Origin of the sequence: Bradyrhizobium sp. SZCCHNR2028, from assembly GCF_032380995.1 — a bacterium.
Lineage (GTDB): Bacteria > Pseudomonadota > Alphaproteobacteria > Rhizobiales > Xanthobacteraceae > Bradyrhizobium.
This window is the reverse complement of record NZ_JAUHJF010000018.1, coordinates 45934-66678: the sequence shown is the minus strand read 5'-3', so window position 1 is coordinate 66678 and position 20745 is coordinate 45934. Positions and strand designations below refer to the sequence as shown.

Below are 20745 nucleotides of genomic sequence, written 5' to 3'. Positions count from 1 at the left end.
CCGGTGCGCGGAGCATCGGGTCAAGGCGGGCGACCGATCCGATACGGTCGATCAAGAAGTTGAGACGAAAACTCAAGAATGACTGCGGCGCCGTGTGAAGAGTGAGATCAAAGCCGTTTCGTCCCTGCTGCCGAGCTATGGCTTTTCCGCCGAGCAGATGGACACCGAGACCAACATTGCCGCGTGGCGTGAGGCCACGTCGACGTTCTTCGAGGTCGACGAGCTCGCGGCCGGCGAGGCCGCTCCGTTCCGGGCGGACGTCCTGTCCTACGCGCTTGGCTCCGTCCTGCTCGGATCGGCCCGTGCGAGCGGCCAGCGGTTCCGGCGATCGGCCGAGACCGTCGCCCGCAGCGGCGTGGATCACATCATCCTGCAGCTCTACGTGGACGGCAGCTATGAGGGCGTCGCTGGCGCCTCGCCGATCCGGGTCGAGGCCGGCGACCTCTGCGTGCTCGATCTCGCCCAGACACTCGAAACGCGCGCGACGCCGTTCGAGAACGTCACGTTGGTGGTGCCGCGTCCGATGTTCGATGCGCGCCTGCTGCAGGTCGACGACCTGCACGGCCTGGTGCTGCCGCGCAGCGGCGCGCTGGCGCCGCTGTTGGCGCGGCATTTCGGCGCACTGCTCGACTATGCGCCGCGCATGAGTTTCGACGAGTGCCAGGCCGTGGTCGAGGGCACGATCGCGCTGATCTCGGCCTGCCTGCGCGGCGAGCTCGAACGCCGCGATGCCGACCGCAGCGTGACGCCGGACGCCTCGCTGCTCCGCGTCCGCCAATATATCGAAGCGCGGCTGTCGAGCCCCGAACTCAGCGCAGACGCGGTGGCGCTGCATTTCGGTCTGTCGCGCGCTTCGCTCTACCGCCTGTTCGCGCCGATCGGCGGCATCGCCGACTACATCCGCCGCCGCCGACTGCACCGTGCGTTCTTCGATCTCGCGGGAACCGGATCGCGGGCGTTGCGCATCAGCGAGGTCGCGCGGCGCTGGCAGCTCGGTACCGATGCGCATTTCACGCGGCTGTTCAAGTCCGCCTACGGCATCACGCCGAGCGCCGCGCGCGAGGCCGCCATGCTGGGCTCGCCACGCCTGCCGGTCGACGCGGACACCGAAACCGCCTCGCCGCTCAGCCGTTGGATGCGAGGGATAGCAGCGCCCCGGACCGGGGAATGAGCGCGACGACGGCCGCCGAATGCGGATCGTCGTCCTCGAATGCGCCGTCCTCAGATGCGTCTTCGGCCGGCTGCGGCTCGTCGGCCTCGGACGCAGCGCGCGCGATCTCCAGATGCTGCTCGAGCTGCTCGACCGGCATCGGCCGGCCCAGCAGATAACCTTGCGCGAAGTTGACGCCGAGCGAGCGCAGTTGCACCAGCTGCTCTTCGGTCTCGACGCCTTCGGCGGTGATCTGGATGCCAAGCCCCCGCGCCAGCGTCACGACCGACGAGATGACGGCGGCACTTTCGTCGCGCACGCTCAGATTGGCGACGAAGGACTTGTCGATCTTGATCTTGTTGAAGGGGAACGCCGTCAGCGAGCGCAGCGACGAATAGCCGGTGCCGAAATCGTCGAGTGCCAGCGAGATGCCGAGGCCCTTCAGCCTGTCGATGAAGCTCTCGTTCTCGGCCGCGCGCTCCAGCAGCACCGACTCCGTGATCTCGATCTCGAGACGCTTCGGATCGAGGCCGGACCTCGCGAGCGCCGACTGGATGACGTCGAACAGTTCCGCCTGCTTGAACTGGACGGGCGACAGATTGACGGCGATCTTGACGTCGTCGGGCCATGCGGTGGCGTCGTCGCAGGCGCGCCCGATGATCCATTCGCCGAGCGGCACGATCAGGCCGGTCGATTCCGCAAGCGGGATGAACTTGTCGGGCGGCACCAGGCCCTTGACCGGATGACGCCAGCGCACCAGCGCCTCGACACCGCGGCGCTCGCGCGTCTCGGCGTCGTAGAACGGCTGATAGTGCACCTCGAACTGGCACTGCGCGATGGCGTCGCGCAGATCGCCCTCGAGCGTGTTGCGCGCCTCGAGCTCGGCCGACATCGCATCGTCGTAGAGCGTGTAGCAGCTGCGGCCGGCGGATTTCGAGCGGTAGAGCGCGAGATCGGCCTTCTTGAGCAGGTGCTCCTGGTCGCGGCCGTGCTGGGGCGCGAGCGAGATGCCGATGCTGGTGCCGATCTCGACCCGTTGCCCGGCGAGCTGGAACGGCTCGGCGATCAGCTTGGTGATGCGCTGAGCAAGCTCGATCGCGGCGGCGCGCTGGTCGGCGGATCCGGCCTGGATCAGGGCGAACTCGTCGCCGCCGAGCCGGGCCAGCACGTCCTCGTCGCGCAGTTGCGATCTCAGCCGCTGCGCGACCTGCACCAGCAGCTCGTCGCCGGCGCCATGACCGAGTGAATCGTTGACGTTCTTGAAGCGGTCGAGGTCGAGCAGGAAAACGGTGAAGCGGCCGCTCTTCTCGTCGTTGATGCGCTCCATCTCCTCGAGGAAGAAGGCGCGGTTCGCGAGGCCCGTCAGCGCGTCGGTCTGCGCCAGCTCGAGCACGCGGCGATTGGCGAGCGCGAGCTGCAGGGCGTTGCGGCTCGACAGCGCGAGATACACGGCGAGGAAGATCGTCGTCGCCATGCCGGCCGCATACAGCGCCAGCGCGCGATTGTGGCTCGCCATCAGGCTGCCGCCGGCGGGCGCCGCCTGGAACACCCAGTCGGCATCGCCGATGCGCAAGGTCGTCGACCAGATGCTGGGGTCCGCGGGCCAGCGCTGCGGGTCCACGCCGGAGGCGTTGATCACGCGTTCGGGCGGCAGAAGGTTGATCGCAAGCGCCGGACTGTTGGGATTGTTCGCGCGCACCGACTGCAGCAGCGTCGGCAGGTCGAACACGCCGATGATGAAGCCGCTGAGATTGCGCCGGCGGTCGGCGACCGTCGTGCGCGACGTCCCCTTGGCGTAGACGGGGATGCCGATCATCACGGCGTTGTTGCGCTCGTTCTGATTGATCAGGTTCTGACGCGTGCGCAACGCGCCGATCACGTCGTAGTCGCGCGACTGCTCCAGCACGGCGCGATGGTCGGGAATGCTCCAGTAATCGAGGCCGTAGACCGGCGACGTCTTCGCCTCGGTGGAGAAGTAGACCGGATAATATTCGTCGCTCTCCGGCGCCACCGTGCCGTCGGGATACGACTTGATGCGAAAGGCGGGAACGCCATCGGTGATCGCCGCCGCCTCGTATTCGCCGCGCTCCTTGCGCTTGATCCGCGGCAGCCACGCCAGGCGGAGCATGCCGCGATGCGCCTCGAACAGGCGCGCGCTGAAGGTCTGGTACTCGCTGCGGGTGATGTCGTCGTTGGCGGATTCGAAGCGGGTGCGCAGCGCGGTCAGCCGGCTGACATATTCGTTGACGCCGTTCTGGACCAGGATCGCCTGGGCTTCGGCCACGCCTTCGAAATCGGTGCGCGCCAGCCGGTTTTCCCAGCGTCCCACGGCAACCGTCCCGACGACCGACAGCACGACGCCGACGCATGCCGCGATGATCGCAGGGCGATAAAGGCGGTATCGCGATAACGACGCGCGCAGCCTCTCCCGCCCGCTACCGCTGCGAGCATCATCCTTTTCCGGCAGCGTCGGTGCGCTGTACTCTTCAACCTGCAATATGGCCCCCGCCAAACGGCTGCCCCTCACCACGATGGGGCCGATGCTGGCCGCGGTAAGTTAAGGACGGTCAAAGATGATCCGTTGTGGAGTACCAGAAACCGGGGCTTGGTTAACGGCTGACTGTTGAGGGCCGCCCAAAACGCGATCAAGCGCGGGCTACGTCCTTAGCGAGGTCTTCATTCAACACGCCTAGACTGAGTTGTCATCCAGCGTACCCGTGCATCGAAGATCGCAATGAACTGGTTTTCAAGCCTTCGGATCTCCATCGTTCTCATCCTGATCGCCGGCGTGCTCCCGCCCGGGCCTGCGCGCGCCGACGAGCTCGGCGTCACCAACGACTCCATCATGTTCGGCCAGGTGGCGGCGCTGGAAGGCCCGTCGGCCGCGCTGGGCCAGGCGGCGCGCCAGGGACTGCTGGCAGCCTTCAACGAGCTCAACGCCAAGGGCGGCGTCTACGGACGCAGGCTCAAGCTGGCGAGCCGCAACGACGGCTACGATCCCGATCGTTCGGTGGTCGAGACCATCAAGCTGATCTACGAGGATAAGGTGTTCGCGCTGATCGGCGCCGTCGGCACGCCGACCGCGATGGCCACCGCTCCGATCGCGGCGTCGAACGACGTCCCCTTCATCGGGCCGATCTCGGGCGCCGAATTCCTGCGGGCGCCCGAATTCCAGAACATCGTGAACATCCGCGCGAGCTACGCGGCCGAGGCGGAAGCCTCGATCAAGTACCTCACCGAAGAGCTTCACCTGACCCGGATCGCGATCTTCTATCAGGATGACGCGTTCGGCCGCGACGTGCTGGCCGGCGTGAAGACACATCTCGATCGCCGCGGCCTCGAGCTCGCGGCCGAAGGCACGTTCGAGCGCAACACGCGCGCGGTCGGCGCGGCGCTCAAGGTCATCCGGCGCGCGGAGCCGGAAGCGGTGATCCTGGTCGGCACCTACGGCCCGTGCGCCGAGTTCATCAAGATGGCGCATCGCAGCGGCTTCAACCCGACCTTCACGGCGGTCTCCTTCGTCGGCGGCAACGCGCTCGCCAAGGAGCTCGGCCCGGAAGGCCGCGGCGTCATCGTCTCCGAGGTGGTGCCGTTTCCGTGGGACACCGACCTCCGCATCGTCGCCGACTATCAGGCCGCGATGAAGACGCTCGATCCGAGCCAGACGCCGGACTTCATCGGGCTCGAGGGCTACATCACCGGCCGCCTGGTGGCCCGCGCCCTGGCGATGACCGGGCCTAACCCGACCCGCGCCGAGCTGCTGCGCATCATCAACGAGGTCGGCCAGTTCGACATCGGCGGGCTGGTGGTCAGCTTCGGCAACGCGCGCAAGGAGAATCCACCGCCGGTGTCGCTGACGGTGATCCAGAGCGACGGCAGCTTCAAGCCGATCTGATCCGCGTTGCGCGCCGGCCGAACTGATCAGCCCGCGGGCTTCTTCGGCTTCGGCGGGCCTTCGACCGGCGGCAGCGATTTCAGATAGACCGCCATCGCCTTGCGATCCTCGGGCGTGAGCTGCGAGGTGTTGCGGATCACCCGCGCCATCGAGCCGCCGGCGCTGTCGCCGTCCGGCAGCTGTCCGGTCTCGAGGAAATAGCTGATGTCGCTCTCGCTCCAGTCCGACAGGCCCTTCTGGGTGATGTTCGGCACGAAGCCCTGACCTTCCGGATCGGGCCCACCCGCCAGACGCTGCGCCGAGACGATGCCGCCGAGCGCATTGCGCGGGCTGTGGCATTCGGCGCAATGGCCGAGCGTATTGACCAGATAGGCGCCGCGATTCCACTCCGCCGGGCGCGAAGCGTTGGCGGCAAAGGGCTTGTCGTCGAAGAACAAGAGCTTCCAGACCCCGACGGTGCGGCGGATGTTGAACGGGAATGGCATGTCGTGCGCGCGCGAGGCCCCGGCGACCGGCGGCAGCGTCTTCATGTAGGCGAAGAGATCGCGGACGTCGTCGATCTTCGCGGCCGCGTAGGAAGCATAGGGAAACGCCGGGTAGTAGTGGCTGCCGCCCGGCGACACACCCCTCACCACCGCATTGACGAACTCGGCCTCGCTCCAGCGCCCAATGCCGTCAGTGGGATCGGGCGAGATGTTGGGCGCGTAGAACGTGCCGAACGGCGAGGTCAGCGGCAGCCCGCCGCCGAGCTTCAGTCGATCCGGCTGGTTCGGGACGGCATGGCATGACGCGCAGCCGCCAATGTTGAACATCTCCTGGCCATTGGCGAGATCAGGCGCCCGTGTCGCCGCCGCGAGCACCACGGTCGACGGGCTCGTCAGCCACCAGAATACCGCAAGGCCCGCGGCACCGAGCACACAGACAGCAAGCAGAAGGCGTCGCAACATGGTCGCTCCGTCACGGCGGGGAGGATGGCGTGGTTTTCGTCGCAAGCTCCAAGGCGTCGTCGGCGATCGATACGACAGGACGCACGGGCGTACAAACAGAACAGGCGCACAAACAAACGGGGCGAACGCGCAGCACGCGTTCGCCCCTCGCATGAGATCACATCAGGTCAGCTGGCCTTGAGCCGGAAGGTTTCGTGGCAACCGCCGCACTCCTTGCCGATCGCCGGCGCGGTCGCCTTCAGGCTGTCGAGATCCTTGATCTTGGCCTTGGCCTCGGTGACCACCTTGGCGAAGCTGTCGATCTTGGTCTTGAAGCCGGCATGGTCTTCCCAGATCTTCGGCGACGGGCTGTAGTCGCCCTCGAACTTCGCGCCCTTGACGCTGGCGGGATACATCGTCGGCAGCTTCTTGGCCGTCTCGTCGAGCTGCGCCAGAGCGGCATTGACCGCGGCCTGGTCGTACGGCTTCTCGCCCTTCACCATGGCGATGAGAACACCGCCGAGGTTCTTGGCGTTGGCCTTCATCGTGTCCTGGCTATGCTTGACCAGATCCTGCTGTGCCATCACGGCGCCCGCCCCTAGCAGCAAAGCTGCGACAGCCACGACAGTCCGCTTCATCAATTCGCTCCTTTGTTGTCACAATCCCGTCCAGCCCACCTGAACGGGTCGCTCGGTTAGATCAACCCCTCAGCCCGCGGATTATTCCGGAATTGAGGCGGATATCGGAGAGGCTACGGAGGGAGAGTACTCAGAGACTATGACGGCGATGCTGCTCCCGGATCGCAATCCAGACGCGCTCCGGGGTCGCCGGCATGTCGATGTGATCGATCTTGTACTCGCGCCAGAGCGCTTCGACGATCGCATTGACCACAGCCGGGCAGGAGCCGATCGCGCCCGCCTCGCCCGCGCCCTTGACACCCATCGGATTGGTCTTGCAGGGCACGTTGTGGGTCTCGAAGGTAAAGGACGGCGCGTCGGCGGCACGCGGCAGCGCGTAGTCCATGAAGCTGCCGGTGACGAGCTGAGCGTCGGAGTTGCTGTAGACCACCTGCTCCATCAGCGCCTGACCGATGCCCTGCACCGCACCGCCATGCACCTGGCCGGCCAGCAGCAGCGGATTCAGCGTCACGCCGAAATCGTCGACGATGACGTAGTTGACGATTTTGATGATCCCGGTCGCCGGATCGATCTCGACCTCGGCCACATGCGTGCCGTTCGGATAGGTGCCGTCGGCGCTGGCGAAGGTGGCACTGCCGTTGAGCTTGGCGGGATCTGTGCCCGGACGCTTGGCGAGATCGGCGAAGGAGATCGCACGGTCGGTGCCGGCGACGCGGATCACGCCGTCGGCAATCTCGAGATCGCCGAGGCCAGCCTCGAGCGCTTCGGCGGCGATCTGCTTGAGCTTGTCGCCGAGCTCATGGGTGGCGCGCTGCACGCTGACGCCGCCCGACGGGATCGAGGCCGAGCCGCCGGTGCCGAGGCCGGTCGCGATTTCGGCCGTGTCGCCCTGGTGGATGTGGACGCGCTCCGGCGGCAGGCCGAACTGCTCGGCGACGATCTGGGCATAGGCGGTCTGGTGGCCCTGCCCGCTCGACTGCGTGCCGATCAGGATGGTGACGTCACCATTGGGATCGAGCCGCACATTGGCGGTCTCCTCGCCCATGGTGCCGCAGACCTCGACATAGCTCGCGAGCCCGATGCCGCGGATCAGCCCGTGCTTCTTGGCGGCCTTGGCGCGCTTCGGAAACTCCTTCCACTGCGCGATCTCCATCGCGCGCTTCAGATGCGCGTTGAAGTCGCCGGAATCGTAGACCTTGCCGGTCGCGGTCTTGTAGGGCAGCGCGCGCGGCGGAATGAAGTTCTTGCGCCTGATCGCATCGACGCTCATGTCGAGCTTGCGTGCGCAGGCATCGACCAGGCGCTCGATGACATAAGCCGCCTCGGGGCGGCCCGCGCCGCGATAGGCGTCGACCGGCACGGTATGGGTGAAGATCGTGCGCACCCGGCAGTGGAAGGCCTGGATGTCGTAGAGCCCCGGCAGCATGCCGGCGCCGCCATGCGGGATATAGGGCGCGAAGGTCGAGAGATAGGCGCCCATGTCGCCCATCAGGTCGACGTCCATCGCGAGGAACTTGCCGTCCTCGGCCAGCGCCATCTTCGCGGTGGTGACATTGTCGCGGCCCTGCGCGTCGCCCATGAAATGCTCCGAGCGATCGGCGGCCCAGCGCACCGACTTGCGCAGCCGCTGCGCGGCGACCGCGAGCAGCGCATATTCCCGGTAGGGAAACAGCTTGGTGCCGAAGCCGCCGCCGACATCGGGGCAGATCACCCGCATCTTCTCGGTCGGGATCTTCAGCACGTTCTGGCAGAGGATGTCGCGCAGGCGGTGGCTGCCCTGGCTGCCCGCCGTCAGCGTCAGATGGTCGCGCTTGGTGTCGTATTCGCAGACCGCGGCGCGCGTCTCCATGAAGCTCGCCACCACGCGCGGATTGACGATGCGGATCTCGGCGACCGCATGCGCTTTCGCAAAGGCGGCCTCGACCGCGGCCTTGTCGCCGATCGCAACGTCGAACAGGACGTTGCCCTTGTGCTCGGCCCACACCTGCGGCGCATCCGGCTTGATCGCATTCACGACGCCGGTGACTGCCGGCAAGGTCGTCCATTCGACCTTGATCGCCTCCAGCGCGTCGCGCGCGTGATCGAGCGTGTCGGCAACGACGAAGGCGATGGCATCGCCGACGTGGCGCACCTCGTCCTTGGCGAGGATCGGATAAGGCGGCGCGGTGAACGGATCGGTCTCGAGATTGAACAGGCAGGGCAGCCCACCGAGCTCCGCGGTGTCGGCGGCGGTCAGAATCAGCGCCACGCCCGGCAAGAGCCGCGCCTGGGTGACGTCGATGGTGAACCCGGCATGGGCATGCGGCGAGCGCAGCACCAGGGCATGCAGGGCGGACGATGGCGCGAGATCGTCGGTGTAGCGGCCCTTGCCGCGAATCAGCGCGTCATCCTCTTTGCGGAGAACGCCTTGTCCGACACCGAACTTGATTGGAGCTGCCATCTGGTTTCACTTCCCGCTTGCATTGTCGCAACTATTGGACGGCATATTGCAGCGGAACGAGGACTCGCGCAAACGCCATATGGCCGGCGCCGCAACACGCGCGGTCAACTCTCGGCAGGCATGCCAGCAAGCGATGCTGCAGCGCAAACCTCAGCGCCGCACCAGCGCCTTGAGCCAGCGCGGGCCGAACAGAACGAGAATGGCGCCCGCATAAATGACGGCGCCGACGATGATCAGCAGACCGAGAACGGCTTCATCCTGCATGCGGCCGAGCGATGCGAGATGGGTCGATGCCACGAAGGCCGTCGCCCACAACGTTGCCGCGAGCACCGCGCCAGTTCCGGCAAATTTCATCAGCGACATGGTGAGCCGCCGATCGAAACGCAGATAACCCTTGTGCACGGCGAAGCCGAGCACCAGCAACAGGTTGATCCACGCGCCGACAGCTGTCGCCAGCGCAAGACCGACCTGCGCGAGCGAGCCCATCAGCAGGACCTTGAGCACGACGTTGGCGGTCAGCCCCGTGAGCGAAGCCTTCACCGGTGTGGCGGTGTCCTTGCGCGCGTAGAAGGTCGAGACCGCGCTGCGAATCATCACGAACGGAATGAGCCCGACGGCATAGGCAGCGAGCGTCGCACCGGCGGCCGCGGCATCGCCCTTGGTGAAAGCGCCGCGGGCGAACATCGCCCGCGTGATGACGTCGGGCACGGCGAGGAAGGCGGCGACGAACGGCACCGAGAACAGCAATGTGAACTCGAAGGCGCGGCGCTGCTGCTCCATGGCGCCCTCTTGGTCATTCGCCGTCAGCCGCCGCGACATCTCCGGCAGCAGCACGGTGCCGATGGCGATGCCGATGACGCCGATCGGCAGCTGGTTGAGACGATCGGCGTAATACAGCGCCGAGATCGCGCCGGCCGGCAGGAACGTCGCGATGATGGTGTCGGCGAACATCGCGACCTGCGTGCCCATCGAGCCGAGCGTGGCGGGCCCCAGCGCCTTGAAGAAGGCGCGGATGTCATCGTCGAGCTTGAGCGGCGCAAAGCGCGGCAGGCCGCCATGGCGGGCGAGATCGCCGGCGAGCAGGACATATTGCAGGAAGCCGGAGATCAGCACGCCCCACGCCGCGGCATGGCCGGCGGTCGGGAAGAACACCACGAGCGCGAGCGTCGCCATCATCGCGATGTTGAGGAAGATCGAGGCAGCCGCAGCGCTGGCAAAGCGCTGCATCACGTTGAGCATGCCGCCATACAGCGTCACCAGCGTGATCAGCAGCAGATAGGGAAAGGTGATCCGCGTGAGCGTGATCGCCAGGTCCCGCTGCACCGGATCGTCGGTGAAGCCGGGCGCCAGGATCGTCATCGCCTGCGGCATGAACACCCAGGCCAGGATCAAGAGCACGATCTGCGAGGCCAGCAGCAGCGTGAAGATGCGGTCGGCAAACAGGCTCGCCGAGGTCGGCCCCTTCTCGCCATGGACATGCGCATAGGCCGGCACGAAGGCGGCGTTGAACGCGCCCTCGGCGAAGATCGCCCGGAAATGGTTGGGCAGCCGGAACGCAATGAAAAACGCATCCGCCACCGGCCCAGCGCCGAGAATCGCCGCCAGCATGATGTCGCGGGCAAAGCCGGTGAGCCGAGACAGCAGCGTATAGCCGCCGACCGTGAAGATACGTCCGAGCATGGGGGGCTTCTAGAGCATTGGGCGGGGAGTTTGAAGCGGAACGTCCGTTCTTGCCGCGTGCGGCCAAAATGCGGCGCCCTGTCGCGGCCCGTTCCCGCTTGGAGCAACGGCTGCCAGGATTTCAGCGGGCGCCGGCTGGAAACCTCCCCGCTCGCAGCAGGCTTTCGCATATGCCGCTCTTACATTTCGCGCCCGTCTGCTTCCACGTCGTCATGGCCGGGCTTGTCCCGGCCATCCACGTCGTGCAGCGTCCCCAGAACGACGTGGGCTCTTGCCGGGATTGCGGGGAAAGGTCGGATAGACGTGGCCCCCGATCAGTTGTGGCTGACAATGTCAAAGGTTGCATGATGGCGGATTTAGCCGCGCCAATCCGCCCTGCGCGCTGTGCGTTCCGACACTTGCACTTCATGCCAACGTCAGCCCGTAGGGCGGATTAGCGGAGCGTAATCCGCCGCGCCTAGTGCGGACAATCGATGATGGTGAGAGTCTATCCCGATCGAGTGTGTGGACGTGGCCACCCGACCAGTTCTGGCACGCAATATCGAATGTGGCATGACGGCGGATTACGCTCCGCTAATCCGCCCTACGGGCTGGCTGGAATGCTCTCGACAATCCAAGTACGTTCGCTAAATGAAGACTCACCTCGAATTTGTCTCGACAGCCTTTCCGCCGGAGCCCGGCGAAGATGAACTGGTCAATCCGGGGCTGTATGGGAAGCGCCTGGCGGAATTCTTGTCCGAGGAGTTGCCGCGTCACGACTTCACGGTTTCGCGTATGACCCCAGAGGATTGGGGGTGGCGAATCGATCTCGAAAATTCGGAATTTCCAATCTGGCTCGGATGCGGCCACTACCAGGAGCATGAGAACGGGTTTCTGTGTTTCATCGAGCCTTCGCATCCCTTCGTTCGACGACTGCTGAAAAAGATTCCGACAACCGACACGGTCGACCGTCTGGCTGGAGCCCTGCAGATGATACTGGAGAGGAGCGGCAAGGTGCAGCAGATGCGTTGGTGGACTGAAGATGAGGCGCCTCGCTGACCCCACAACCTAAGACGGACCCGTCGTACCCGAGACTCCGGGCCAGCACGAAACACGAGAAGCCCGATATCAGCGGACTGACTCGTCGGGCAACTCGCTGAATGGCGCGATGGCGTCTATCTACCCACTTACTGATCTCCCGACCGCTTTATGGCGTCCGAACAGCCCGCCTCAAAACTCATTTCGCTAGCCGCTTGAAGCGCCTCCCTCCATCCAGTCCATTTCTGAAAAATATTTCTCTTTCTTTTTATCCGAAATCATGATTGTATGCCGCCGTCCCGTCTCGATCAGAGGGGCGCTTCGCGGTCGTCACGGACGTTGAGGCGGGATGCGGTGGGTGTGTCGATGTTGCAGCATGGTTCTCCATGCCGACGAACGACATCGATGCGCACGGTCAAGTCGCGTGGTCCTGGCATCCCGATGCTGATGCCAAGTCGGTGCTGATGCGCAAAGGCGCAGTGCCGATGACGGTGGCCAAAAAGCCCGGAGCACCGGGGAGAACGCGAAGCAGCCGTTCCAACCATCGCGCGGGGAATGCCGGGATGTCTCGGCTGAACCTGTGGTTCCTGCCGCCTGCATTTTTTTCGCAGGCGGGCCATGGGTGCGGCCAGCGCCCGGCATTCCCCGTGCCCTCTTCGAGGAGAGGGTGGGTCCATCGGCAAAGCTCGGACGCGAAGATGCGCCGCGAGAGAGCGGAGTCATGTCTCACCGCCGTCATTGCGAGGAGCGCAAGCGACGAAGCAATCCAGAGTCGCGCATGGGGACTCTGGATTGCTTCCGCCGTCGCCCTTCGGGCTATGGCGGACAAGTCGCTTCGCTCGCAATGACGGTGAATATGCCGATCCCGCGTCAGCACGTGCGACGCCGGTGGGGAGGCGAGAGGCGCGCTTCCCACTCCGCTGTCATCCCGGACAAGCCGGCCGACGCGAAGCGGCGGCGGGCGCAGATCCGGGATCCATACGCTGTGCAGCTGGTGGGGTGCGCGGAACGGGCCGCCTGCCCGTTTCGGAGATCACGCGGTATGGGTCCCGGCGTTCGCCGGGACGACAGTGTTGGTTGGGACTGTCGGCGGGGCAGATCGCCCGCCGGGGCTGTGAGCCGCGCCGCTGCAAGCGGCGTGACGTCAACGATGCCTTATGCCTCAGCCCTGAAGTGCGCCGCGGACGACGTCGATGATGCGGGCCTGGGTCGGCTCGTCGAGATAGGCGTGCATCGGCAGGCTGATGACGTCGCTGGAGAGCTGCTCGCTGACCGGCAGGCCGCCATCGGCGCTCGGGAAGATGCGGTAGGCGGTCTGCTGATGCATCGACTTCGGATAGTAGATCGCGGTCGGAATGCCCTGCGCCTTCAGCGCCGCGGCGAAGGTGTCGCGATCGATGCCCTTGGGCAGGCGGATGGTGTATTGCGCCCAGACCGAGGTGCAGCCCTCGACGAGACGCGGCACCTTCACGACATCGGCCAGCGCGGCCGTGTAGCGCTCGGCCACCTTGTTGCGCGCGACGATCTCGTCCTCGAAGATCCTGAGCTTCTCGATCAGGACCGCGGCCTGGATGGTGTCGAGCCGCGCGGTGAGGCCGAGGCGGACGTTGTCGTATTTGTCGCTGCCGCCGCCATGGGCGCGCACGCTGCGCAGGCGCTCCAGGAGGCCGGCATCGTCGGTGAGGATGGCACCGCCGTCGCCGAAGCAGCCGAGCGGCTTGGCCGGATAGAAGCTGGTGGCGGTCGCCAGCCCGAAGGTGCCGATGCGGCGGCCCTTGTAGCTGGCGCCAAAGCCCTGCGCGGCGTCGTCGAGCACGAACAGGCCTTCGTCCCCAGCGATCGCGGCGACCGCATCGTGGTCCGCGCTCTGTCCGAACAGATCGACCGGGATCACGGCCTTCGGCTTGAGACCGAGCCGTTTGGCGGTTGCGATGCCGCGGTGGAGCGAGGCCGGATCGATGTTGAAGGTGTCCTCCAGCACGTCGACGAACACCGGCGTGGCGCCGGTCAGCGCCACGGCTTCGCCGGTCGCGCAGAAGGTGAAAGACGGGCACAGCACGGCATCGCCCGGGCCGATGCCCTGGGCCATCAGCACCATCAGCAGCGCGTCGGTGCCGCTGGAGCAGCTCACCGCGTATTTGGCGCCGCAGAATTCAGCCAGCTCCTTCTCGAGCTGGATGATTTCGGGGCCGCCGAGAAACTGGCAATGCGCGAGCACGCGGGCGACGGCGTCGTCGAGCGACTTGCCGAGCCGCTGGCGCTGCGCGGCGGTGTCGATGAACGGAATGGGCTGATGACGCAGGTGCTGATTCATGAGCTCTGACAAAGGTTCGGATCGAGACGATGGGGTGAAGCGGAGGCGTGGCCGGCTAGCCGGCCACGGCGCGACGCTTGGTAGCAGCCGCCTCGGCGGGACGATGGCTCGAGGTCTCCAGGCACTGCGTGGCGATCGCCAGACTCGCGACGCCCTCGTCGCCGGTGACCGCGGGCGCCGTGCCCGAGCGCACCGCGTGCAGGAACGCGATCAGCTCGGCGCGCAGCGGCTCGTCATGGCCGACCGGCAGATGGCGCATCGAGTAGCTGCCATCCGGCTTGAAGCCGAAGCACTCGGTGACCTGGCGCGTCAGCAGATCGCCCATGATGTACTTGCCGCGCGTCGCCACGGTGACGTTGCGCGCCTTGAACGGCGTCAGCCAGTTGGTGTTGATGTGGGCGAGCACGCCGGAGGCGGTGCGGAACTGCAGGAGCGCGATGTCCTCACGCTCCGCCACCGCACTCGACAATTGCGGCTGCACCTCGATGATGTCGGATTCGGTGAACCAGCGGATGAGGTCGATGTCGTGCACGGCGAGATCGATGACGACGCCGACATTGGACATGCGCGGCGGGAACGGACCGACGCGGGTGATCGCGATCGACAGGAGGTCCTCGCCGGCGATCGCCTTCTTGATCGCGGCCACCGCCGGATTGAAGCGCTCGACATGGCCGATCATCAGGGTGACGCCGGCGCGATGCGCGGCCGAGACGATCTCCCTGCCCTCGTCCACCGTGGAGGCGATCGGCTTCTCGACCATCAGATGCACCTTGCGGGCGATGCAGGCGAGCGCGAGCTCATGATGCAGGTGGGTCGGGGCGGCGACGGTCACCGCATCGACGCCCTCGGCGACGAGCTCATCGAGCGTCTCGAAGGTCGGGCAGTTCGCAAGCTCGGTGACGCGGCTGCGATGCGCCGGCAGCGGATCGACCACGCCGACCAAGTGCACATCGGGCAGTCCGGCGAGCACGCGGGCATGGTTGCTGCCCATCACGCCGGCTCCGATGACGCCGACTCGCAGCGCCTGCCTCAGCTCGGCCTTGTGGCCCGCCCCCTTGGAACTCATGTCATCGACCCCATCAATGTCCCCGGATTGCGACGTCACGGATTGGCCATGACGGTTAACGAACTGCAAATCACCGGTCGAAGCTCTCCTAGCATGCCGGTTGAAGCGAGGCGAATGCGGAAACCTTTTTCAGGACACGATTTGATTCAGAAAGTTACATCGGGTTTGGACGAAAACCGCTGTCTTTTGAACGGCGTGCGCGATGCCCTTCACGTGTGGCAAGTGCCCTGTTCACGCGTCACGACAGGCCACGGACACAACGGTTGCAGCGGCTTCACGCCTGCGTGTTGGCCGCGGCCGGAGGTAACGCGGTGGATCCCGCCAGCGAAGGAGATCACGTCACATCGCGGGAGAACACCCATGACCCTCAGCCTCGCCTCGCTCCGCTACGCCTCATCCTTCGCCGTGCTGCTCGCCTCGCTTACCCCGTGGTCGCCGTCGGCTGCCGCCGTGGATCGGCCTGTCGTCATCGAGCTCTTCACCTCGCAGGGCTGCTCCTCCTGCCCGCCTGCAAATGCCTATCTGAACGAGCTGGTGCGGCAGCGCCGCGACGTGCTGCCGCTCGCCTTTCACGTCACCTATTGGGATCGGCTGGGCTGGAAGGACCCGTTCTCATTGCCGGCCGCCACCGATCGCCAGGCCCGCTACGGCAGCCGCTTCGGCGACGGCTCCTACACGCCGGAGATCGTCGTCGACGGGGTGACGGGTCATGTCGGCTCCAACAGGGCCGAGGTGGGAGCCGCGATCGATCGCGCCAGGGGCGCGAGCGCGACGGCGGCGCCGGTCAAGCTCGCACGCAATGGCGACAAGCTCACGGTCGAGGTCGGCGGCGGTGAAGGACGCGGACGCCTCCTTCTGGTCGGCTTCGATCATCGGCATGAGACGGCGATCCGCCGCGGCGAGAATGACGGCCGCACGCTGGAGGAGCTGAACGTGGTGCGCTCGGTGCGGACGCTTGGCGATTGGAGCGGCACGGCGCTGCGCCTCACCGAGCCGATGCCGGAGGGCGAGGATGCGGCCGTGCTGCTCGAAAGCCCGGAGGGGCGCATCGTCGGTGCCGCGCGGCTATAGCTTCGACCGCCTGTCAGGCGGACGCGCAGGTGCGGCGCCAGAACAGGCGGTAGCCCTCCTCCACCTTGCGCGTGTAGGTCTCGACATTGCCGGCGGCGGAGCTGCCAACCATCGCCGGCAGCTCCGTCCGCAGCTTCGCGAGAGCCGCAGGCTGCGCGGCCTGCTTCAGGGCGAGACCGATGTAGCCGTCGTCGTCCTCGGCCACGAAGTCGCCGAGCCCGACCGCCGTGTTGATGGCGGCTGCCGCGCGCGCTGCCGCGCCGTGGCCGAGCTTCGCGATCACGGGGACGCCGGCCTGCAGCGACTCCCAGGTGCTGACGCCGCCATTCTGCGGAAACGGATCGAGCGACATGTCGATGCCTGCGAACTGCGCGATGTGCTGATCGCGCGTCGACAGGCCGAGGCACGTGATGCGCTCCTGCGCGATGCCATGCGCGACGAACCGCGCGACGAGGCCATTGCGCAGCAGCGCGTCGTCGAGCGCGCCGTTCTTGATGACGATCCGCGAGTCCGGCAGCGCGCCCATCAGGCGCGACCAGAGCGCGAGCGCAGGCTCGGAGATCTTGTCGATCCGGTTGAAGACGCCGAAGGTGACGCAACCGTTGCGCAGCATCGGCAGCGGCGTCGGCTGCCATCCCTGCAAGGGATCGGTGGTGATCACGGCCGGCAGGTCGTAGACCTGCTCGGCGAACAGATGACGTGCAGCTTCGGGCACAGTCACCGGATCGGCGAAGAAGTAGTCGATCGTGGGGAGGCCGGTGCCGGTGCCGCTGCCCCAGGCCGTGACCTGGACCGGCGCCGGCTTGCGCGCGAACACCGGCAGCCGGTTGCCGGCGGAATGGCCGGAGAGATCGACGAGGATATCGACCTGATCGGCCTCGATGCGATCGCTCAGCTCCTCATCGGACATCTGCCAGGCGTCGACCCAGAGGTCGGCGGCCGCGCGGCACTGGTCCGTCATCGTATCGCGCAACGGCGAGCAGGAGTAGCAGATCACCTTGAACGCGGCGTGGTCGTGATGACGCAGCACCGGCAGGAACACCAGCGCCGCCGAATGGCTGCGGAAATCGGACGAGACATAGCCGATCGTCAGGCGCCGCTCCGGATCACGATCCCGCACCGGCGGCGGACGGCGCGCGACCTGGCTGCCGATCCTGGTCCACCATTCGCGTCTCGCCGCCTGGTGCTGCGCGAAATCGGTGTCGGGCATGAAGTCGAGCAGGAAGATCCTGGCGGTGATCGCATCGCCATAGTCGGGCTTGAGCGCGAGCGCGCGCTCGAAGTGCTGCAGGGCCGTCGTGAGATCGCCCTGCTTGCAGAAGCATTCGCCGAGCCAGGTCCAGGCGACGTCGGACGCGGGATTGATCTCCAGCACCTTGCGGCAAGCGTCCATCGCCGGCGCGATGTTGTCCCTGATCACACTGAGCTGCGCGAAGCCGAGCAGCGCCACCTCCTGTCGCGGATCGAGCGCCAGCGCGGCCTCGAAATCGGGCATCGCCTTGTCGAAACGTCCGGCCTGCTGATGCAGCCGGCCGCGCTGTGCCAGCACTTGCGCGGCGTTCGGCTTGATGGCGAGGGCAGCGTCGAAGGCCGCCAGCGCCTCATCGGAATGGCGCAGGGCGATGCTGGCGAGCCCCTTTCCGAACATCGCCTCCATGTGGCGCGGGTTGAGCGACAACGCGCGATCGAAGCACTGATTGGCCTCCGCATTGCGCGCGAGCGGAAGCAGCGCCATGCCGCGATTGCAATAGGCGTCGGCGTAATCGGGCTTGAGCGCGATCGCCCGGTCATGCGCGGCGATCGCCTCCTCCGGCCGCCCCAGGAGCATCAGCGTGTTGCCGAGACCTGTTTGAGCAACCACGAGGGCTGGCTTCAGCGCAATCGCCCGCTCCTGGCACTTGCGCGCCTCCTCGAAGCGCTTGCGGTTGAACAGCGCGAGGCCGAGATTGGAGAGCGCCTCGGCATGTCGCGGCTCGATCTCGACGGCCTTGGTGAGCGCCTGCTCGGCGAGATCGGGCTGGCCGCCGTCGAGCGCCGTAACGCCGAGCAGGTGCAACGCATCGAAATGATCGGGCAGCAGCGCCAGGATCTGTCCGCAGATCGCCTGCGCCTCGGCGTGACGGCCGGCACGATACGCCGCCACGGCGCGCGGCATGAGCTCGTCAGCCTGCTTGCGATGCTTCTTCTGCAGTCTCGCATTCTGGAAGGCGCGAGAGCCGACATTGCTTGCCAAGAGACTTGCCTCCACGGGCGGCGTGCAGATCGCGGGAACGCAGTGACATCACATGCGACACCACCGGATGCCGCGACACAAAGACTAGCCGGCGCTGGCGCAATGGCGACGCCAGAACAGGCGGTAGCCCTCCTCGACCTTGCGCGTGTAGGTCTCGACATTGCCCGCGGCCGAGCCCGCGACCATCGCCGGCAGCGCGGTCCGCAGCTTCGCCAGCTCAGCCGGCTTCGAGGCCCACTTCGCGGCGAGCGCGACATACCCGTCGTCGTCTTCGGCGACGAACTCGCCGAGCCCGACCGCCGTGACGATCGCCGCGGCGGCGCGCGACGCCGCGCTGCGTCCGAGCCTGGCGATGACCGGCACGCCGGCTTGCAGCGACTCCCAGGTGCTGACGCCGCCATTCTGCGGAAACGGATCGAGCGAGATGTCGACCTCGGCAAACTGCGCGATCTGCTGCTCGCGCGTCGACCAGCCGAGACAGACCACGCGCTCCGGCGCGACGCCTTGCGCGGCGAAGCGCGCCAGGAGACGGTCACGCAACAGGGGATCATCGAGCGAGCTGCTCTTGATCACGATGCGCGAGTCCGGCAGCTGCTGCATGATCCGTGTCCAGACGATCAGCGCAGGATCGGAGATCTTGTCCAACCGATTGAACACGCCGAAGCTCACAAAGCCATTGCGGAGCATCGGCAGCGGCGTCGGCGCGATGTCCGGCAACGCCTCGGTGGTGATCACCGCCGGCAGGTCATGGACCTGCTCGGCGAACAAATGACGTACCGCTGCGGGCACCGTGACCGGATCGGCCAAGAAATAGTCGATCGTCGGCAGCCCCGTGCCGGTGCCGCTGCCCCAGGCTGTGACCTGGACCGGGGCGGGCTTGCGGGCAAACAGCGGCAGGCGATTGCCGGCGGAGTGGCCGGAGAGATCGACCAGGATATCGACGCCATCGGCGTCGATGCGGTCGGCGAGCTCGTCATCCGACATCTGCGCGGCGTCGACCCAGAGGTCGGCGCAGGCACGGAATTGCGCCGTGACGGCATCCTGCACCGGCGAGCAGGCATAGCAGGCGACTGCGAAATTCTGCGGGTCGCGATGCCTGAGCACCGGCAGGAATGTCAGCGCCGCCGAATGATTCCGGAAGTCGGAGGAGACGTAGCCGATCGTCAGACGCCGCTCCGGGTCGAGATCGCGCTTCGGCGCCGGCCGGCGCCGGATGTGGGCGCCGATCCGCTGCCACCATTCGCGCCGTGCCACCTGCTGGAGCGCAAAGTCGGCCTCCGGCATGAACTCGAGCGTGAAGATCTTCGCGGTCATGGCCTCGGCAAAATCGGGCCTGATCTCAAGGGCGCGGTCGAAATGCTCGACGGCCGCAACGACCTCGCCCTGCTTGGCGTAGCAGACGCCGAGCCACAGCCAGGCCTCCTCGGAGCGCGGATTCCGCTCCAGCACCTTGCGGCAGGCATCGACGGATTGGGCGACGTCCTTGAAGTGGCCGAGCTGGGCCTTGCCGAGCAGCGCCATCTCCAGCATCGGATCATGCGCCAGCGCCGCCTCGTAGTCCGCCTTCGCCTGGTCGAAACGGCCGGCCATCTGATGCAGCCGGCCGCGCTGCGCCAGCACCTGCGGCGCACCGGGCTTGACGGCAAGCGCGGCATCGAAGGCCGCGAGCGCCTCGGTGTGATGACGCAGGTTGATGCTCGCCAGCCCCTTGCCGAACATCGCCTCCATGTGGCGCGGATTGAGCGACAGTGCGCGATCGAAGCTCTGATTGGCCTCGGCGTTGCGACCGAGCGGAAGCAGTGCCATGCCGCGGTTGCAATAGGCGTCGGCATAGTCTGGCTTCAGCGCGATGGCCCGCTCATGCGCCGCGATCGCCTCGTCCGGCAGGCCGAGGCGCATCAGCGTGTTGCCGAGGCCCGTCTGCGCGACCACGAGGGCTGGCTTCAGCGCAATCGCCCGCTCCTGGTATTTGCGCGCCTCCTCGAAGCGCTTGCGGTTGAACAGCGCGAGGCCGAGATTGGAGAGCGCCTCGGCATGTCGCGGCTCGATCTCGACGGCCTTGGTGAGCGCCTGCGAAGCGAGATCAATTTGGCCACCGTCCAGCGCCGTCACACCGAGCAGGTGCAGGGCATCGAAATGATCGGGCAGCAGCGCCAGGATCTGGCTGCAGATCGCCTGGGCTTCGGCACGGCGACCGCCGCGATAGGCAGCAACGGCTGCGGGCATCAGCGCATCGGCCTGCTTGCGATGCTTCTTCTGCAGCCTCGCATTCTGAAACGCGCGGGAACCGACATCGCTTGCCAAAGACGGCCTCC

The 20745-nt window shown here is 66.5% G+C and carries 13 protein-coding genes; 4 read left to right on the top strand and 9 right to left on the bottom strand.

Going from position 1 to position 20745, the window contains the following annotated elements:
• The first annotated feature begins 106 nt into the window (after nucleotides 1-106).
• Nucleotides 107-1171: a helix-turn-helix domain-containing protein gene (locus QX121_RS24625; protein WP_315813288.1), complete on the top strand. Its 1065-nt coding sequence runs from the start codon at nucleotides 107-109 to the stop codon at nucleotides 1169-1171.
• Here the strand turns inward: QX121_RS24625 and QX121_RS24620 are convergent.
• A complete protein-coding gene (locus tag QX121_RS24620) occupies nucleotides 1125-3647 on the bottom strand; it encodes an EAL domain-containing protein (protein ID WP_315813259.1) in 2523 nt (840 codons plus the stop codon). The genes QX121_RS24625 and QX121_RS24620 overlap by 47 nt on opposite strands.
• Before the next feature lie 237 nt (nucleotides 3648-3884).
• Here QX121_RS24620 and QX121_RS24615 point away from each other — a divergent pair, with 237 nt between their 5' ends.
• Nucleotides 3885-5045: an ABC transporter substrate-binding protein gene (locus tag QX121_RS24615; protein ID WP_315738874.1), complete on the top strand. Its 1161-nt coding sequence runs from the start codon at nucleotides 3885-3887 to the stop codon at nucleotides 5043-5045.
• A 26-nt stretch (nucleotides 5046-5071) separates the two neighbouring features.
• Here the strand turns inward: QX121_RS24615 and QX121_RS24610 are convergent, their stop codons facing one another.
• The 4 genes from QX121_RS24610 to murJ form a co-directional block, all read right to left on the bottom strand.
• Nucleotides 5072-5992, bottom strand: a complete 921-nt coding sequence (locus QX121_RS24610; protein WP_315813258.1) for a cytochrome c — start codon at nucleotides 5990-5992, stop codon at nucleotides 5072-5074.
• Nucleotides 5993-6159: 167 nt separating this feature from the next.
• On the bottom strand, nucleotides 6160-6609 hold the full coding sequence (locus QX121_RS24605; protein WP_315738876.1) for a cytochrome c: 450 nt from the start codon (nucleotides 6607-6609) through the stop codon (nucleotides 6160-6162).
• A gap of 130 nt (nucleotides 6610-6739) precedes the next feature.
• Nucleotides 6740-9049: a xanthine dehydrogenase family protein molybdopterin-binding subunit gene (locus QX121_RS24600; RefSeq protein WP_315813257.1), complete on the bottom strand. Its 2310-nt coding sequence runs from the start codon at nucleotides 9047-9049 to the stop codon at nucleotides 6740-6742.
• Nucleotides 9050-9199: 150 nt separating this feature from the next.
• A complete protein-coding gene (murJ, locus tag QX121_RS24595; RefSeq protein WP_315777139.1) occupies nucleotides 9200-10729 on the bottom strand; it encodes a murein biosynthesis integral membrane protein MurJ in 1530 nt (509 codons plus the stop codon).
• A gap of 630 nt (nucleotides 10730-11359) precedes the next feature.
• Between murJ and QX121_RS24590 the strand changes: the two genes are divergently transcribed.
• Nucleotides 11360-11767, top strand: a complete 408-nt coding sequence (locus QX121_RS24590; RefSeq protein WP_315777138.1) for a hypothetical protein — start codon at nucleotides 11360-11362, stop codon at nucleotides 11765-11767.
• Nucleotides 11768-12908: 1141 nt separating this feature from the next.
• On the opposite strand, the gene QX121_RS24585 is transcribed toward QX121_RS24590, so the two are convergent.
• Both QX121_RS24585 and QX121_RS24580 read right to left on the bottom strand, forming a co-directional pair.
• Nucleotides 12909-14060 (bottom strand): DegT/DnrJ/EryC1/StrS family aminotransferase, encoded by a 1152-nt coding sequence (locus QX121_RS24585; protein WP_315777137.1) that lies wholly within the window; start codon nucleotides 14058-14060, stop codon nucleotides 12909-12911.
• 55 nt (nucleotides 14061-14115) lie between these two features.
• Complete coding sequence (locus tag QX121_RS24580) at nucleotides 14116-15126, bottom strand: Gfo/Idh/MocA family oxidoreductase (RefSeq protein ID WP_315777136.1); 1011 nt, start codon at nucleotides 15124-15126, stop codon at nucleotides 14116-14118.
• Between the two features lie 360 nt (nucleotides 15127-15486).
• On the opposite strand from QX121_RS24580, the gene QX121_RS24575 reads away from it, so the two are divergent.
• A complete protein-coding gene (locus QX121_RS24575; RefSeq protein WP_315777135.1) occupies nucleotides 15487-16197 on the top strand; it encodes a DUF1223 domain-containing protein in 711 nt (236 codons plus the stop codon).
• Nucleotides 16198-16210: 13 nt separating this feature from the next.
• Here the strand turns inward: QX121_RS24575 and QX121_RS24570 are convergent, their stop codons facing one another.
• Together QX121_RS24570 and QX121_RS24565 are read right to left on the bottom strand one after the other, a co-directional pair.
• Nucleotides 16211-18430, bottom strand: a complete 2220-nt coding sequence (locus QX121_RS24570; RefSeq protein ID WP_315777134.1) for a tetratricopeptide repeat protein — start codon at nucleotides 18428-18430, stop codon at nucleotides 16211-16213.
• Nucleotides 18431-18514: 84 nt separating this feature from the next.
• Nucleotides 18515-20734, bottom strand: coding sequence for a tetratricopeptide repeat protein (locus tag QX121_RS24565; RefSeq protein WP_315813256.1), 2220 nt, complete (start codon nucleotides 20732-20734; stop codon nucleotides 18515-18517).
• Between the last annotated feature and the right edge of the window lie 11 nt (nucleotides 20735-20745).

Excerpts from the sequence above, each read along its gene's own strand:
- QX121_RS24600 (WP_315813257.1), bottom strand. The coding sequence starts at position 9,049 with ATGGCAGCTCCAATCAAGTTCGGTGTCGGACAAGGCGTTCTCCGCAAA.
- murJ (WP_315777139.1), bottom strand. The coding sequence starts at position 10,729 with ATGCTCGGACGTATCTTCACGGTCGGCGGCTATACGCTGCTGTCTCGG.
- QX121_RS24580 (WP_315777136.1), bottom strand. The coding sequence starts at position 15,126 with ATGAGTTCCAAGGGGGCGGGCCACAAGGCCGAGCTGAGGCAGGCGCTG.
- QX121_RS24610 (WP_315813258.1), bottom strand. The coding sequence starts at position 5,992 with ATGTTGCGACGCCTTCTGCTTGCTGTCTGTGTGCTCGGTGCCGCGGGC.
- QX121_RS24605 (WP_315738876.1), bottom strand. The coding sequence starts at position 6,609 with ATGAAGCGGACTGTCGTGGCTGTCGCAGCTTTGCTGCTAGGGGCGGGC.
- QX121_RS24575 (WP_315777135.1), top strand. The coding sequence starts at position 15,487 with ATGACCCTCAGCCTCGCCTCGCTCCGCTACGCCTCATCCTTCGCCGTG.
- QX121_RS24590 (WP_315777138.1), top strand. The coding sequence starts at position 11,360 with ATGAAGACTCACCTCGAATTTGTCTCGACAGCCTTTCCGCCGGAGCCC.
- QX121_RS24585 (WP_315777137.1), bottom strand. The coding sequence starts at position 14,060 with ATGAATCAGCACCTGCGTCATCAGCCCATTCCGTTCATCGACACCGCC.
- QX121_RS24615 (WP_315738874.1), top strand. The coding sequence starts at position 3,885 with ATGAACTGGTTTTCAAGCCTTCGGATCTCCATCGTTCTCATCCTGATC.